Below are 13972 nucleotides of genomic sequence, written 5' to 3' on the forward strand. Positions count from 1 at the left end.
AGGCTGGTCCGCAAAACCGCCTTGCAACCCCGACCAGCCGGCGCTTTTGCGGACCAGCAGCGGGGAGAACTGTAACCCATGTATCCGGTTCAATCTGTTACCCATCCATCCGCTGGACAAGCTTCGGCGATTGGCGCCAACTCAGCGGCCGGCGCTCCTCTCCCCCTGCCAGGGGGAGAGGTGGCCCGAAGGGCCGGTGAGGGGGGTGACGCCGAGACGAGCCGACGAAGCCGATTTGTCTAGGATCGGACAGCTCCGACGGTCATGACAAACAACCGTTGCTAACCACCACCGAACGGCCGCGCCGGCACGCCGCACGGCAGGATCGCCAGAACCTTGAACAGCTCGCCCATCTGGTCCGGCCCGGCGAGCCTGTCCACCGCGGCGCGGATTTCATCGCGCTTCGCCTCGTCGGCGTCGGCGCCGAGCACGCCGGCGCGTTCCAGCAGGCCGAGCTTCAGCAGGAAGTCGCCCTGCGTCGTCAGATGCGCGTCGAGGCCGGCTGCCCGCGCCGTGGCGGCGAGCGCGGAAAAGTCGACATGCGAGGTAAGGTCGGCCTCACCGGGATTTTCCAGAACATCCTCCGGCTGGTGTTTCCGCACCGCCTGCAGCGTGTCGCCGAGGCCGGGCGCAAGGTGTCCGTAGTCGATAAACAGCCCTGCCCCGCCTTTTTTGGCGATCCACTCGGCGATCTTCTGCATCAGCGCCGCGCGCGCCGGCGCGATTTCGAAGATCGCGCCGTCTTCCGCGGCGTCGGCGCCGGGCGGCAGCAGCGACGGCTCGAGCGAGCCGGCGCCGGCCACGAAGATCAGCCGGTCGTCGTTGTCGAGGCCGATCATGCGCTCGCGCCAGGCGCCGCCAACCTTGACGTATTGGCGCATCGGGATTGCGTCGAACAGCTCGTTGCCGACGATGAGCAGCGGACCGTCGGGCAGTTCGTCGACGCTTCTTACCCAGTCGAAGCGGCCGCCGGTCCCTTCCAGCGTAGTCGCCTGCAGCAGGTTGAGCTTCGGGCTGGTCTCGATCAAATGGAACCGAGCGGAAGATCGTAGCGTCGGTTCGAGCCGGTCGAGCGTGCGGGCGATGTCCTTGGCCAGCGTGCCGCGGCCGGGGCCGATCTCGGCCAGCAGCGGCTGCTCCGGCCGGCCGAGCGCCCGCCAGGCAAGCACCAGCCAGACGCCGATCGCCTCGCCGAACATCTGGCTGATCTCCGGCGCGGTGGTGAAGTCGCCGTCGCGCCCGAACGGATCACGCATCATGTAGTAGCCGTGCGTCGGGTCGGAGAGGCAGAGCGAAAAATATTCGGAGACGCTGATCGGACCCAGTGCCTCGATCAGGTCGACGATGCGCTCCTTGAGCGAGGTCATGCCGGACGCGGAACCTCTGTCGGCTTGGCCGTCGCCATCGCCCAGACGCCGACAAGCACCATGGGAAGCGACAGCACCATGCCCATGGTGAGCCAGCCGCCAAGGAGATAGCCGAGCTGCGCGTCGGGCTCGCGGAAGAATTCCACGAAGATGCGGGCGCAGCCATAGAAGGCCACGAAGGCGCCGGAAACGAAGCCCGGGCTCTTCAGCTTGCCGAAATGGTGCGTCAGGATGCGCAGCAGGATGAACAGCACAAGCCCCTCCAGCAGCGCTTCGTAAAGCTGGCTCGGATGGCGCGTGAACGGGCCGCCGTTGGGGAACTCGACTGCCCAGGGCACGTCGGTCGGGCGGCCCCACAGTTCCGAATTGATGAAGTTGGTGCAGCGCACCAGCCCCAGCGCCACCGGCACGCCGGCCGCAATCACGTCGAACAGCGTCCAGATGCGGATGCCGCGCGAGCGCGCGAACAGGATCATGGCGAGCGTGGTGCCGGCAAAACCGCCATGAAACGACATGCCGCCCTGCCAGACGGCAAAGATGTCGAGCGGGTTCTGCAAGTAACGGGCAAAGTCGTAGAACAGCACGTAGCCGAGGCGCCCGCCGAGCACGATGCCGATGGCCGCCCAGACCAGGAAATCGTCGATGTCCTCCGGCCGCATCGGCCGCTGGCCGCCGGTCCACAGCCGTTCGTCGGAGACCAGTCGTTTCGCATACCACCAGCCGAACAGGATGCCGACAATGTAGGCGAGGCCATACCAGTGGATCGCCAGCGGGCCGACCTGGACGATGACCGGGTCGATGTTGGGGAACGGCAGCGCCGCGAGCGGCAGGAGAAGAAAATCGGGCAAGACGGTCTCGCGGGTCGCTTCGGAACGGCGCGGACCATGATGCAGGCTTGGGGCGGGGTCAAGGCAAGGCGACATGCGCCTTGCAATGGAGGCATAGCGGGATTACCTCCGTTCGCAGGGAGCCGGACGGCTCCGACGGAGGCCAGCATGACGACCGGACCGAACCGCATTCTCGACGAATTCGCCAAGCTCTTGACCGACGCCGCCGGCGCCGCGCAGGGCGTGCGCCGCGAGGTGGAGACCGCTTTCCGCGGCCAGGCGGAAAAGATCCTGAACACCATGGACGTGGTGCAGCGCGAGGAGTTCGAGGCCGTCCGCGACATGGCGGTGAAAGCCCGCGCCGAGAACAAGAAGCTCGCCTCGAGGCTGGAAACGCTCGAGGCCAGCCTCGCGGCATTGGAGGCCGGGGCCGGCAAAATCCCCGGCGAGGATCCGCTGGAAGAGCCCAAGGCGCGGACAAGGCGCACGACGAAGGGCGATCCGCAAAAATAATTCGTTAAGATTTTCCACAGCCGACTCTTCAAAAAAGCGCTTTCCGCTGAATCGCTTAAGCCGGTTGCGTGAATCGATTTCGCAACTGCTTTCCACAGGCCGGCGGCCCTCCCGACAAAAAGGGACTGGTCACGCGACTCCCGATCAATACACTGAATTTGCTGCATGATTCGGGACGGGGTCATGCGCCGGCCAAGAGCGCCAGGCGCGGGTAGATTGCGCCAGCGTTGAAAGCCGGGTCGATCGGTCACGTGTATTGCCCGCATCCAGCCGTTGCCGGTCCCCGCCGGCGCACGGGGAACGACAGGATTAGCCTTATGGAACTGGTCGAACTCGACATCGCACGCGACATCCACCCCGTCGACGTGATCGAGCAGGTGGCGCACAACAACGACTGGGCCTTCGAGCGCACCGGCGACGACGAGATCGCCATCTCGGTCGTCGGAAGCTGGACCGATTATCACGTCTCCTTCTCCTGGATGGAGGATTTCGAGGCGCTGCATCTGGCTTGCGCCTTCGACATCAAGGTGCCGGAGGCGCGTACTCTGGAGGTGATGCGGCTCTTGTCGCTGATCAACGAGCAACTGCTGTTCGGTCATTTCGACCTGTGGGAGCAGGAAGGCGCGATCATGTTCCGCCAGTCGCTGCTTCTGGCCGGCGGGGTTGAGCCGTCGAGCCAGCAGGTGGAAGTGCTGCTGTCCAGCGCGCTCGAAGCCTGCGAATGCTATTTCCAGGCGTTCCAGTTCGTCGTCTGGTCGGGCACCTCGGCCAGGGACGCACTGTCCAGCGTGCTGTTCGAGACCCAGGGCAACGCCTGAACCATGCATGACAGCGGACCGGTCAGGCCGGAGATTTCCTATGCGGATTTCGACAAGGTCGATATCCGCGCCGGCACCATCGTCGAGGCCGAACCTTATCCGGAAGCGCGCAAGCCGGCGATCAAGCTGAAGATCGACTTCGGGCCGGCCATCGGCATCAAGAAATCGTCGGCGCAGGTGACCAAATATTACACGCCCGAGACGCTGGTCGGCCGGCAGGTCTTTGCGGTGGTGAACTTTCCGCCGCGCCAGATCGGCAAGTTCATGTCCGAGGTGTTGACCCTCGGCTTTCCGGACGCGGATGGCGACGTGGTGCTGGGCGCGATCGAGCGGAAAGTGCCCGATGGCGGAAGGTTGTTTTAGGGTCGTTCGGAGGAACAACTTCCCCGTCGAAAAATTTGTTCTCCACCAGTCAAGGGTGGAGCGGCGCATGTTGAAGCAGTTGGGAGGAAACGGGACGGAGCCGGCCGCCGCGGCAAAAGCGGCGTCGCTCGTCCATGTCAGCGACGAGGAACCCGGCATCCGCCGCCGGCGCGCCGGAAAGGGTTTTTCCTATCGCGACGCCAAGGGCAAAACCGTCTCCGACCCCAAAACGCTCGACCGCGTCAGATATCTCGCCATTCCGCCCGCCTGGACCGATGTGTGGATCTCGCCGGCGGACAACGGCCACATCCAGGCGACCGGGCGCGACGCGAAAGGCCGAAAACAATACCGCTACCACGAACGCTGGTCGCTCTGCCGCGACGAGGCCAAATATTCGAGCCTCGCCGCCTTCGCCGACGCGCTGCCGGAGCTGCGCGCCCAGGTCGACACGGACCTGCGCCGGCACAATCTGCCGCGCGAAAAGGTCGTGTCCTCGATCGTCTGGCTGCTCGACAACACGATGATCCGCGTCGGCAACGCCGCCTATGCGCGTGACAACAAGAGTTTCGGGCTCACGACGCTGAAAAGCCGGCACGTGGCGGTCGAGGGCTCGCGGCTGCGTTTCGGATTCAAGGGCAAGTCGGGCAAGGAATGGCGCATCCAGCTTATCGACCGGCGCATGGCAAAAATCATCCGGCGCGTGCAGGAACTGCCGGGCCAGCAGCTTTTCCAATATGTCGACGCCGACGGCGAGCGGCGGCGCCTGGGCTCGCAAGACATCAACGACTATATCCGCGCCGCCTGCGGCCAGGATTTCACCTCCAAACATTTCCGCACCTGGGGCGGCACCATCCATGCCGCCTCGTTGTTCGCCGAAACGCCGGTGCCCGAGGCGGCGGCCACGCGCAAGCGCGTCATGAACACGGTGATCGACATGGTGGCGGCCAGGCTGGGCAACACCCGCGCGGTCTGCCGCGCCTGCTACATCCATCCCCGCGTGCTGGAGAGCTGGGAGGAAGGGCGGCTGACGGAAGAACTGGCCGAGGCGCGGCGAGCGCGGCGGAAAATCCCGGAAGGGTTGGACGAGGAGGAGGCCGTCGTCCGCACCTGGCTGGCAGCCGGATAGGCCAAGCCAATCGCACCCGGCGCGCGCGCCTCCATTGCTTCCCGGCTAAAAATGCCCGATATGCGCGAAAGGTCGCGCTTGGGGGCAAGTATGAGCGATTCGTACCGGGAAGTGACGTCGACCTCATGGTTCGGCCGCATCGGCCGGTCGGTCGGTGGGGTGGTGATCGGCCTGCTGCTAATCGTCGGCATGATCATCCTTTTGTTCTGGAACGAGGGCCGCGCGGTGACCACCGCCAAGGCGCTGGCCGAGGGCGCCGGTCTGATCGTGTCGATCCCGGCCGACACGGTCGATCCCGGCAATGACGGCAAGCTCGTGCATGTCGGCGGCAAGACCACGACCGGAACCACGCCGTCCGACCCGGATTTCGGCATCGCCGCGCCGGGCCTGCGGCTCGAGCGCTCGGTCGAGATGTACCAGTGGAAGCAGGACTCCAAATCCGAGACGACGACAAAACTCGGCGGCGGCGAGGAGACGGTCACCACCTACACCTACGCCAGGGGATGGTCGGACCGGCCGATCGATTCCTCCGGCTTCAAGCAGCCGTCGGGCCATTCCAACCCGTCGATGGAAATCCGCGACCGCAGCTTTCAGGTGCCGCAGGCAGAACTCGGCGCTTTCGTGCTCGACCAGCCGGTGCTCGACCAGGTCGGCGACGACGAGCGGCTGGCGCTGGCGCCTGGCCAGGCCGGCGCGGTGCGCGACGCGTTTTCGGGCACGGCGAAGGTCAGCATCGTCGACGGACGAATCTATCTCGGCCGCGATCCTGCCTCGCCGGCGATCGGCGACTACCGCATAAGCTACAGGACGGTGCCGGCGGACGATTTGAGCGTTATCGGCAGGCAGGCAGGCAACCGCTTCGAGCCCTATGCGACCAAGGCGGGCTACGACCTGCTGATGGTCGATAGCGGGCTGGTGCCGGCCGAAAAGATGTTCGCCGAGGCGGTGACGGAAAACACCATTTTTACCTGGATCCTGCGCATCGCCGGGCTGGTGCTATTGTTCATCGGCTTCGCGCTGATCCTCGCGCCGCTGGGCGTCATCTTCGACGTGATCCCCTTCCTCGGCAGCATCATGCGGCTGGGCACCGGTGCCGTCGCATTCGTGCTCGCCTTGCTGGCCGGCGGTGTGACCATCGCCATCGCCTGGTTCTGGTACAGGCCGCTGCTTTCCATCACGCTGATTGCGATTGCGCTCGCGGTCGCTTTCCTGCTGTCTCGCCTGGGCAAGGCGAAAGGACCGGCGCCGGTATCCGCGCCGGCCACCGCCTCGCCTCAATAAGACGGCGCGGCCTCAGCCGCAGGCGTCGCAGTCGGCTCGTCGACATGCGCGGCGCGCACATGGCGCATGAACAGCGCCGCGCAAGCCGCCCAGCTATAGGTAGTGGCCTTGCGACGCGCCGTCTCGCGGTCGAGCGAAAGCGCGGCAAGCGCCGCCTCGCGCAAATCCTCCGACAGCACGCCGCCGACGCCGTCGGAAAACACGTCGGCCGGGCCGGTGACATCGTAGGCCGCCACCGGCAGGCCGCTAGCCAGCGCCTCCAGCAGCACGATGCCGAATGTGTCGGTGCGGCTGGGAAAGACGAAGACGTCGCAGGAGGCGTAGATGTCGGCCAGCGCCTCGCCCGTAAGCATGCCGAGGAAATGCGTGTCGGGATAGCGCTCTTGCATCGACGCCAGCGCCGGCCCGTCGCCGACCACCACCTTGCTGCCGGGCAGATCGAGGTCGAGGAAGGCCGGCAGGTTCTTCTCCACCGCGATGCGGCCTACCGACAGGAAGATCGGCCGCGGCAAGTCGAGCACCTGTCTGCGGTCGGGCCGGTAGAGCTCGGTGTCGACGCCGCGCGTCCATAACCGCACGCGCTCGAAACCACGCCCGGTCAGTTCTTCCGCCAGCGACGGCGTCGCCACCAGTGTGCCCGCGCCGGAATTGTGGAAACGCCGCAGTCGCCGGTAGATCCAGCTTTCGGGGATCGGCACGCGCGCCCGCACATATTCGGGGAAGCGCGTGTGGTAGCTGGTGGTGAAGATGTGCCCGCGTCTCAGGCAGTGCCGGCGCGCAAGGATGCCGAGCGGCCCCTCGGTGGCGATGTGGACGTGGTCGGGCCGGAACGCCTCTATTCTTTTCGTAACCTGCCACGGGAGGGCGAGCGCCAGCCTGATGTCCGGATAGGACGGCATCGGCACGGTTGGGAATTCCCTCGGCGTGAGGAACTCGACCCGGTGGCCGATGTCGGCAAGATTGTCGGCGAGGTGCTGCAGCGTGCGCACCACGCCATTGACCTGCGGATGCCAGGCGTCGGTGACGATCAGGATGCGGCTGTCGCCCCGGTCGCCGGGCCGGACCGCGCCCTCGCCAGTCGGCTCTGGTCCGGCATTTGCACTGGGCGCGGCAGGCGATCGCATGCCGGCTTATTGTGCAGATTCGATGACGGGCGGATGACGCGCCACGCGTTTGCTGCGTCCGGCGGTGGACGGGGTTTTCGGAAAAACCACGATTGCCATTGTACGGATTCAATCCGTACGCTATTTTCAAAAAAAGGAGGCGTCCATGGCCCGTACCGTCAGCGATACATCGAACCGCATCGAGTTGCGGATACCGCCAGAGCAGAAGGCGGTAATCGCGCGAGCCGCTGCGCTTGAGCGTCTCGACTTGACGGGCTTCATATTGCGAACCGTGTTGCCTGAGGCACAGGCAGTGGTTGATCGCGCTCAGCACATTTCCCTGTCCGAAAGAGACTCGCTACGCGTTCTCGACCTTCTGGAGAATCCGCCTGCTCCGCCGGAACGCTTGATCCGGGCCGCCAAGGCCGGCCGGACGCTGAAATGACGGCGCCCAACTGGGAGGAGACAGCTCTCGGACGCCAGCATGACCGAAACGCATTCGACTGCGGCAACGCCGAATTGAACGGTTGGCTCGCTCGTTATGCCCGCCAGAACCACGAGAGTGGCGGTGCGAAAACCTTCGTTGCCACGCCCATGGGCTCAGCCCAGCGCATCATCGGTTTCTATTCGCTCAGCCCCGCCTCAATCGAATATGCGCGCACGCCGGCCATCGCGAAACGGGGACTCGGCCGCTACGACGTGCCGGTCTATCGTCTCAGCCGACTGGCGGTAGACCTTTCGTTGCAAGGCCACGGGCTGGGCGGCAGGCTGCTGCTGGCGGCAGGAAGGCGCTGCATGGCGGTCGCCTCCGAGGTCGGCGGCGTCGCCCTCCTCATCGACGCCAAAGACGATCGAGCGGCACAATGGTATGAAAGTTATGGAGCGGTCCGCCTCGATGATGCACCGCTTTCACTCATTCTCCCGTTTGCAATGCTCAGAGCTGCCATCCAGTAGAAACAACCGCGAGTTAAGCCGGCACCCGCAGAATGACGCGCAGGCCGCCCATCGGGCTGTCCTCCAGCCAGATGTCGCCGCCATGCCCGCGGGCGATGTCGCGGGCGATCGACAGGCCGAGGCCCGTCCCGCTGGAATCGAGGTTGCGGGCATTGTCGAGGCGCACGAAGGGCTTGAACACCTCCTCGCGCTTGTCGGCGGGAATGCCGGGCCCGTCGTCGTCGATCACCAGGCGCAGCGTGCCGCGCGTGTGGGTCGACTTGATGTCGATGTTCCTGGCGTAGCGGAAGGCATTGCCGGTGAGATTGGCGAGCAGCCGGCCGAAGGCGTTGGGCCGCACCTGGATGTCAGTGGCGCCGGTCAACGTGGTGGTCAGCTTGCGCTTGCGCAGCTTCGCCTCGTCGCCGAGCTTTTCGAAATAGGCGGCAAGGTCGAAGCGGGCGGGGTCCTCCAGCGCCTCGCCGCGCGCGAAGGAGAGATAACCCTCCAGCATCGCCTGCATGTCGTTAACGTCCTGGTTCAGCGCCTCCATGTCGGGTTTGGAGCCGCTCAGCGCCAATTGCAGTTTGAAGCGCGTCAGGATGGTGCGCAGATCGTGGCTGACGCCGGTCAGCATCGCCGTGCGCTGCTCGATCTGCCGCTCGATGCGCTCGCGCATCTGGATGAAGGCGTAGCCGGCGCGCCGCACCTCCTCCGCACCGCGCGGCCGGAAGTCCGGCGGCAGCGGGCGGCCCTTGCCAAAGCTCTCGGCGGCCTCGGCAAGCTGAGTGATCGGCCGCACCTGGTTGCGCAGGAACGGAATGGCGATGCCGAGCAAGAGCAGCGACGTGCCGACCATCCACACCAGGAAGATATGCGAATTCGAGGCATAGGCCTGGTTGCGCTTCACGAAGGCGCGCAGCACATTGTGCTCGAGCTGGATGCGCAGCTCGACGATCTTGGAATCGCCCACCGTGTCGATCCAGAACGGCCGGTCGATCTGGTCGCGGATTTCTTCCGACAGCGACTGGTCGAGGATGGAGAAGAACGGTTTCGGCCCGGGCGACGGCAGCGGCTCGGGCGGCAGGATGTCGACCTTCATGTCCAGCCGTTGCTGGGCGATGCGGGCGAGCTCGGAATAGTCGCCGTCGGGTGGCGGATTGGTCTCGGCCAGGTCGATGATCGCCGCGATGTCGCGCACCACCGCCGTCGACAGGCGCTGCGTCACCAATTGCCAGTGGCGTTCCATGAACACCAGCGTCACTACCGACTGCAGCAGGATCATCGGCGCGATCACGATGATCAGCGAGCGCGCGTAGAGCCGCTTCGGCAGGAAACGCGAGACCTGCCGCCAGAATATGTTCCAGACCTTCTGGACGAGCCTGTAGGCCGGCCCGGCGCGGCGGAGCCAGTCGGCATAGGCCGTACGATCGGTGTCCGAAGTCGCCATAACTTCCCGGTCCGCATTGGCGACCGGGTTTTCCCGGTCCGCCGCTATTCTAGTGCGGACAGGACCGGGAGGGAACCGCGTCGCGGCCGATGACTGGAAACGCCGTTCAGGCCGTCACCAGTGAGCGACCTTCGACCAAGTGCTTGCGCAATTCGCCCTGCACGGCCTCGAAGAAGCGCAGCACTTCGCCCCGCGCGCTTTCCATGTCGCGCCCCTGCCGGACGAGATCCTGCAAGAGCCCGCGCGCCGTCTCCCGCCAGTAGCCGTTCGCGGCCTCGCCATTCAGCGCCGACAGTTTTTCGGCCGTGCGCCGCACCAGCGCGATACGCCGGTCGATCGGAAAGCCGAGCAGCCGCGCCGATTGATCATGCATGAATAGTCCCCACTCCGCTACACGCGGCGAATCACGACCTGCCGCGCCGCAAGACTGATTGGTGGGTTCAAACAAATGCTTAACGGCGTGACTTGAACCGCCGGACGAACTATTCCACGCTCAGCCGGTAGCCGACGCCGCGCACCGTCTGCAGCCAGACGGGATTGGCCGGATCGCGCTCGATCTTGCGGCGCAGCCGGTTGATCTGCACGTCGATGGTGCGCTCGCTGACGTCGGCCTCGCCCGCCACCAGTTCGTGCCGAGGGATGGTCTCGCCGGCGCGGGTGGCGAAGATCGCCAGAATCTCCTGCTCGCGGTCGGTGAGCTTCAGCGGCTCGCCGCCCTTCTTCAATTCGCGCCGGGCGATCTGGAAGGTGTATGGCCCGAACACAAGCTGCTCGAGCTTGGGCGTCGCCGCCGGGCCGCCGCGCCGCAGGATGTTGTTGATGCGCAGGATCAGCTCGCGCGGATCGAAAGGTTTCGGCAGGTAGTCGTCGGCGCCGGCCTCCAGCCCGGCGATGCGGCTGTCGGTCTCCGACAGCGCGGTCAGCATCAGGATCGGCACGGTCTTTTCGGCGCGCAGCGAGCGGGTCAGGTCGACGCCGGTTTCGCCGGGCATCATCACGTCGAGGATGAGCAGGTCGAAATCCAGGCCCCTGAGGTGCCGGCGCGCCTCCTCGGCGGTGCCGGCGACGGTGATGCGGAACCCGTTCTCGGTCAGGTATTGCTTGAGCAGGTTGCGGATGCGGGTGTCGTCGTCGACCACCAGAAGATGCGGCGCGTCGTCGCCGGGTGCGGAAGACAAGTCGGCCATCTCAGCCTTCTCCCTCGTTGCTGTCCTGTTGCCCGACGGCGAGCTGGTCGATCTGCGGCCTCAACTCGGCATTGACCATCGCCTTCAGGAAATCCTCGACCGTGGCGCGCTCGCCATCCTTGATGGACTTCAATGCGGCATCGATGCGGCGCGACTGTGGCCGCGCCAGGTCGAGCGCCAGTTGCCGGCCCTTCTGGGTCGGATAGAGCTCGCGCTGCCGCCGGTCGCGCGGCCCGGGCACCTGGATGATGTAGCCGGCGTCGATGAGCTGCTTCAATACCCGCGCCAGGCTCTGCTTGGTGATCTGCAGCACGTCGAGCAGTTCGGCAACCGTAAGCCCCGGCTTGCGATTGACGAAATGCAGCACGCGGTGATGCGCCCGGCCGAAACCGTAGGCTTCAAGGATCTGGTCGGGGTCCGAGGTGAAATCCCGATAAGCGAAGAAAAACAGCTCGATGATGGACAAGTCGACGCCGTCCTCGCCGCCAAGCGGCGTGCGGATCGGCTTTGCGGGCGGGTTGCGATCGGCCATGCGTATCCTGAACAATGAAAATTTATGTCAGCCTTGTTGACATATTTTATGGCTGCTGGTAATTTTTGGCAAGCTTTTCGGTCGATTGCGACCGAAAAGGAAAGTCCGCGCCGCATTTTTCGACGTTTCGTGAGTTTGCGTCGGCTGCCCCACGGGCCTAATCTTTCTCGATCCAGGGCAGCCGCTGCGCCGACCGCCCGTAATGATAATCAACACCGGGCCGCGGCCCGAGGGAGGCAGAAATGGCATCCGTTCCCTTCGATCAACTCGACGGCTTTATCTGGATGAACGGCGAGTTCGTCAAATGGGCCGACGCGAAAATCCACGTGCTTACCCATGGCCTGCACTATGCCAGCGCCGTGTTCGAGGGCGAGCGCGCCTATGGCGGCGAGATCTTCAAGCTCACCCAGCACACCGAGCGCCTGCATGAATCGGCGCGCATCCTCGGCTTCACCATTCCCTACAGCGTCGCCGAGATCGACGACGCCTGCCAAAAACTGTTGAAGATGCAGGGATTCACCGACGCCTATGTGCGTCCGATCGCCTGGCGCGGCAGCGAGCAGATGGGCGTCTCGGCGCAGAACAACAAGATCAACTGCGCGATCGCCATCTGGCAGTGGCCCAGCTACTTCGACCCGGCGCAGAAGATGAAGGGCATCCGCCTCGACATCGCCGAATGGCGCCGTCCCGACCCGCGCACCATCCCCTCCAAGGCGAAGGCCGCCGGCCTCTACATGATCTGCACGCTGTCGAAGCACGCGGCGGAAGCCAAGGGCTACGCCGACGCCATGATGTTCGACTGGCGCGGCTACGTCGCCGAGGCCACCGGCGCCAACCTGTTCTTCATCAAGGACGGCAAGATCCATACGCCGCTGCCGGACTGCTTCCTCAACGGCATCACCCGCCAGACGGTGATCGAACTTGCACGCCGCCGCGGCCTCGAAGTGTTCGAGCGCGCCATCAAGGAAGAGGAACTGCCGGGCTTCGAGCAGTGTTTCCTCACCGGCTCGGCCGCCGAGGTGACGCCGGTCGCCGAGATCGGCCCCTACACGTTCCAGCCGGGCGAGATCACCCGCCTGCTGATGGACGACTATTCGGCGGAAGTGCAGCCGAAGCGGGCAATCGCCGCGGAGTAACGGCAGCCATAACCCGATGACAAAGGGCAGGCCAACGGGGGCGCACGGCCCCCGTTTCTGTTGATTGCAAGAACCCTCGTTTGACTTTGCTGGAAATTGCGCCCCTTCTACGCATGCTCGACTCGTAGGCGAGCGGCGACTAATGCGAGGGAGATTTATGGAAACGCTTCTTCCGATCATCGTTCAGGTGATCACCGGTATCATTGGCGGCCAGGCGGTCGGTGCTGCGTTGACGCAGGCCGCAATGGGTCAGCTTCCAAAAATTCTCGGCGGCGCGATCGGTGGCGTCGGCGGCGCGGCGATTCTCGGTAGCCTCCTCGGTGGCGGTGCAGTCGATCCGGCGGCGGCGGCGGCAACGGCAGGTGGCATCGGCAATGCGCTGAACCTCAACAACATTATCGGCGGCGCCGGCGGCGGCGCCATCCTGACGGCGATCATCGGCATGGTGATGAAGGCGATGAACAAGGCCTGAGGCCCCAAAAAACCCCGGCAGGGCAAGGCGCCAGCGCCTTGCCCGTTCACTCTCCGTCATTCCTGCGCCGGCATCCGGTGATGTTGGATTATTTGTCTCCTAAATTCAAAGCGCTGTGTTTGATGCGGAAGATCGCCCGCGGCGCTTTCCATTCGCCTCGCTCCATAGCATAGGAAAGACCGGGCCGGCTGTTCGGTCCGGCATCCGAGGAGCGGCATGGGCAATCTCAACGCGGGCATCGTTCCCGTCACCCCTTTCGCGCAGAACTGCACGATCCTGTTCGACGACGAGACCAAGGAGGGCGTGGTCGTCGACCCAGGCGGCGACGTGGAGCGCATTCTCGCCGCCGTCCGCGACAACGGCTTCGACATCAAGGCGATCTGGATCACTCACGGCCATATCGACCATGCCGGCGGCGCCATGGACCTGAAGGACGCACTCGGCGTCGACATTATCGGCCCACATGAGGACGACCGGCAGTTGCTCGCCAATCTGGAGCAGCAGGCGGTGCGCTTCGGCCTGCCCGGCGGGGTGCGCAATTGCGTGCCGGACCGCTATCTCACCGAGGGCGAGACCGTTTCCTTCGGCGGTCACGTCTTCGAGGTGCTGCATTGCCCGGGCCACGCGCCCGGCCACGTCGTCTTCTTCAACCGCGCGGCGAAGTTCGCCCATGTCGGCGACGTGCTGTTCCACGGTTCGGTGGGCCGCACCGACCTGCCCGGCGGCAACCACGCCACGCTGATCGCCTCGATCAGGAACAAGCTGCTGCCGCTCGGCGACGACGTCGGCTTCATCTGCGGCCACGGCCCGGGCGGGCGTTTTGGCGAGGAGCGGCGCAGCAATCCGTTTTTGGTAGGGGAGTAG

The 13972-nt window shown here is 65.1% G+C and carries 17 protein-coding genes; 10 read left to right on the top strand and 7 right to left on the bottom strand.

The features are described from left to right. Positions 1–281: 281 nt before the first annotated feature. Positions 282–1367 (bottom strand): class I SAM-dependent methyltransferase, encoded by a 1086-nt coding sequence (locus RB623_RS21795; RefSeq protein WP_308059093.1) that lies wholly within the window; start codon positions 1365–1367, stop codon positions 282–284. After that, positions 1364–2215, bottom strand: coding sequence for a prolipoprotein diacylglyceryl transferase (gene lgt, locus RB623_RS21800; RefSeq protein WP_308059094.1), 852 nt, complete (start codon positions 2213–2215; stop codon positions 1364–1366). The genes RB623_RS21795 and lgt overlap by 4 nt, the downstream gene beginning before the upstream one ends. A gap of 147 nt (positions 2216–2362) precedes the next feature. Between lgt and RB623_RS21805 the strand changes: the two genes are divergently transcribed. From RB623_RS21805 to RB623_RS21825, 5 genes are all read left to right on the top strand, one after another. Next, positions 2363–2707, top strand: a complete 345-nt coding sequence (locus RB623_RS21805) for an accessory factor UbiK family protein (protein WP_308059095.1) — start codon at positions 2363–2365, stop codon at positions 2705–2707. Between the two features lie 317 nt (positions 2708–3024). After that, on the top strand, positions 3025–3525 hold the full coding sequence (locus tag RB623_RS21810) for a YbjN domain-containing protein (RefSeq protein ID WP_308059096.1): 501 nt from the start codon (positions 3025–3027) through the stop codon (positions 3523–3525). Positions 3526–3528: 3 nt separating this feature from the next. Continuing rightward, the gene (locus RB623_RS21815) at positions 3529–3888 is read left to right on the top strand and encodes a tRNA-binding protein (RefSeq protein ID WP_308059097.1); all 360 of its coding nucleotides are present in this window, start codon (positions 3529–3531) and stop codon (positions 3886–3888) included. A 67-nt stretch (positions 3889–3955) separates the two neighbouring features. Then, positions 3956–5014, top strand: a complete 1059-nt coding sequence (locus tag RB623_RS21820; protein WP_308059098.1) for a DNA topoisomerase IB — start codon at positions 3956–3958, stop codon at positions 5012–5014. A 90-nt stretch (positions 5015–5104) separates the two neighbouring features. Beyond that, the gene (locus RB623_RS21825) at positions 5105–6295 is read left to right on the top strand and encodes a TMEM43 family protein (RefSeq protein WP_308059099.1); all 1191 of its coding nucleotides are present in this window, start codon (positions 5105–5107) and stop codon (positions 6293–6295) included. Here RB623_RS21825 and RB623_RS21830 read toward each other — a convergent pair. Continuing rightward, positions 6289–7419 carry a glycosyltransferase family 1 protein gene (locus RB623_RS21830; RefSeq protein ID WP_308059100.1) on the bottom strand — a complete coding sequence of 377 codons (1131 nt, stop codon included), beginning with the start codon at positions 7417–7419 and terminating at the stop codon, positions 6289–6291. The genes RB623_RS21825 and RB623_RS21830 overlap by 7 nt on opposite strands. A 145-nt stretch (positions 7420–7564) precedes the next feature. Here RB623_RS21830 and RB623_RS21835 point away from each other — a divergent pair, with 145 nt between their 5' ends. Both RB623_RS21835 and RB623_RS21840 read left to right on the top strand, forming a co-directional pair. Further along, entirely contained in the window at positions 7565–7843 is a 279-nt protein-coding gene (locus RB623_RS21835) for a DUF1778 domain-containing protein (RefSeq protein ID WP_308059101.1), read from the top strand. Continuing rightward, positions 7840–8352: a GNAT family N-acetyltransferase gene (locus RB623_RS21840; RefSeq protein WP_308059102.1), complete on the top strand. Its 513-nt coding sequence runs from the start codon at positions 7840–7842 to the stop codon at positions 8350–8352. Before RB623_RS21835 ends, RB623_RS21840 begins: the two co-directional genes overlap by 4 nt. Positions 8353–8365: 13 nt before the next feature. Here RB623_RS21840 and RB623_RS21845 read toward each other — a convergent pair whose 3' ends face one another. The 4 genes from RB623_RS21845 to RB623_RS21860 form a co-directional block, all read right to left on the bottom strand. Then, a complete protein-coding gene (locus RB623_RS21845; RefSeq protein WP_308059103.1) occupies positions 8366–9781 on the bottom strand; it encodes an ATP-binding protein in 1416 nt (471 codons plus the stop codon). Between the two features lie 106 nt (positions 9782–9887). Continuing rightward, a complete protein-coding gene (locus tag RB623_RS21850; protein WP_308059105.1) occupies positions 9888–10154 on the bottom strand; it encodes a DUF6074 family protein in 267 nt (88 codons plus the stop codon). 109 nt (positions 10155–10263) lie between these two features. Continuing rightward, complete coding sequence (locus RB623_RS21855) at positions 10264–10968, bottom strand: response regulator transcription factor (protein ID WP_308059106.1); 705 nt, start codon at positions 10966–10968, stop codon at positions 10264–10266. A 1-nt stretch (position 10969) separates the two neighbouring features. Further along, entirely contained in the window at positions 10970–11500 is a 531-nt protein-coding gene (locus tag RB623_RS21860; protein ID WP_308059107.1) for a MarR family transcriptional regulator, read from the bottom strand. Between the two features lie 242 nt (positions 11501–11742). On the opposite strand from RB623_RS21860, the gene RB623_RS21865 reads away from it, so the two are divergent. From RB623_RS21865 to RB623_RS21875, 3 genes are all read left to right on the top strand, one after another. Further along, positions 11743–12636: a branched-chain amino acid aminotransferase gene (locus RB623_RS21865; protein WP_308059108.1), complete on the top strand. Its 894-nt coding sequence runs from the start codon at positions 11743–11745 to the stop codon at positions 12634–12636. Positions 12637–12793: 157 nt separating this feature from the next. Next, positions 12794–13108 (top strand): hypothetical protein, encoded by a 315-nt coding sequence (locus RB623_RS21870; protein ID WP_308059109.1) that lies wholly within the window; start codon positions 12794–12796, stop codon positions 13106–13108. A gap of 216 nt (positions 13109–13324) precedes the next feature. Then, positions 13325–13972 (top strand): MBL fold metallo-hydrolase, encoded by a 648-nt coding sequence (locus tag RB623_RS21875; protein ID WP_308059110.1) that lies wholly within the window; start codon positions 13325–13327, stop codon positions 13970–13972.

The organism is Mesorhizobium sp. LHD-90, assembly GCF_030929505.1.
Lineage (GTDB): Bacteria > Pseudomonadota > Alphaproteobacteria > Rhizobiales > Rhizobiaceae > Kumtagia.

What these genes read in the sequence shown, in the direction of transcription:
- RB623_RS21835 (WP_308059101.1), top strand. Translation starts at nt 7,565, where the DNA reads ATGGCCCGTACCGTCAGCGATACATCGAACCGCATCGAGTTGCGGATA.
- RB623_RS21825 (WP_308059099.1), top strand. Translation starts at nt 5,105, where the DNA reads ATGAGCGATTCGTACCGGGAAGTGACGTCGACCTCATGGTTCGGCCGC.
- RB623_RS21810 (WP_308059096.1), top strand. Translation starts at nt 3,025, where the DNA reads ATGGAACTGGTCGAACTCGACATCGCACGCGACATCCACCCCGTCGAC.
- RB623_RS21795 (WP_308059093.1), bottom strand. Translation starts at nt 1,367, where the DNA reads ATGACCTCGCTCAAGGAGCGCATCGTCGACCTGATCGAGGCACTGGGT.
- RB623_RS21875 (WP_308059110.1), top strand. Translation starts at nt 13,325, where the DNA reads ATGGGCAATCTCAACGCGGGCATCGTTCCCGTCACCCCTTTCGCGCAG.
- RB623_RS21840 (WP_308059102.1), top strand. Translation starts at nt 7,840, where the DNA reads ATGACGGCGCCCAACTGGGAGGAGACAGCTCTCGGACGCCAGCATGAC.
- RB623_RS21805 (WP_308059095.1), top strand. Translation starts at nt 2,363, where the DNA reads ATGACGACCGGACCGAACCGCATTCTCGACGAATTCGCCAAGCTCTTG.
- RB623_RS21830 (WP_308059100.1), bottom strand. Translation starts at nt 7,419, where the DNA reads ATGCGATCGCCTGCCGCGCCCAGTGCAAATGCCGGACCAGAGCCGACT.
- RB623_RS21850 (WP_308059105.1), bottom strand. Translation starts at nt 10,154, where the DNA reads ATGCATGATCAATCGGCGCGGCTGCTCGGCTTTCCGATCGACCGGCGT.
- RB623_RS21860 (WP_308059107.1), bottom strand. Translation starts at nt 11,500, where the DNA reads ATGGCCGATCGCAACCCGCCCGCAAAGCCGATCCGCACGCCGCTTGGC.
- RB623_RS21815 (WP_308059097.1), top strand. Translation starts at nt 3,529, where the DNA reads ATGCATGACAGCGGACCGGTCAGGCCGGAGATTTCCTATGCGGATTTC.
- RB623_RS21865 (WP_308059108.1), top strand. Translation starts at nt 11,743, where the DNA reads ATGGCATCCGTTCCCTTCGATCAACTCGACGGCTTTATCTGGATGAAC.
- RB623_RS21870 (WP_308059109.1), top strand. Translation starts at nt 12,794, where the DNA reads ATGGAAACGCTTCTTCCGATCATCGTTCAGGTGATCACCGGTATCATT.
- RB623_RS21820 (WP_308059098.1), top strand. Translation starts at nt 3,956, where the DNA reads ATGTTGAAGCAGTTGGGAGGAAACGGGACGGAGCCGGCCGCCGCGGCA.
- RB623_RS21855 (WP_308059106.1), bottom strand. Translation starts at nt 10,968, where the DNA reads ATGGCCGACTTGTCTTCCGCACCCGGCGACGACGCGCCGCATCTTCTG.
- RB623_RS21845 (WP_308059103.1), bottom strand. Translation starts at nt 9,781, where the DNA reads ATGGCGACTTCGGACACCGATCGTACGGCCTATGCCGACTGGCTCCGC.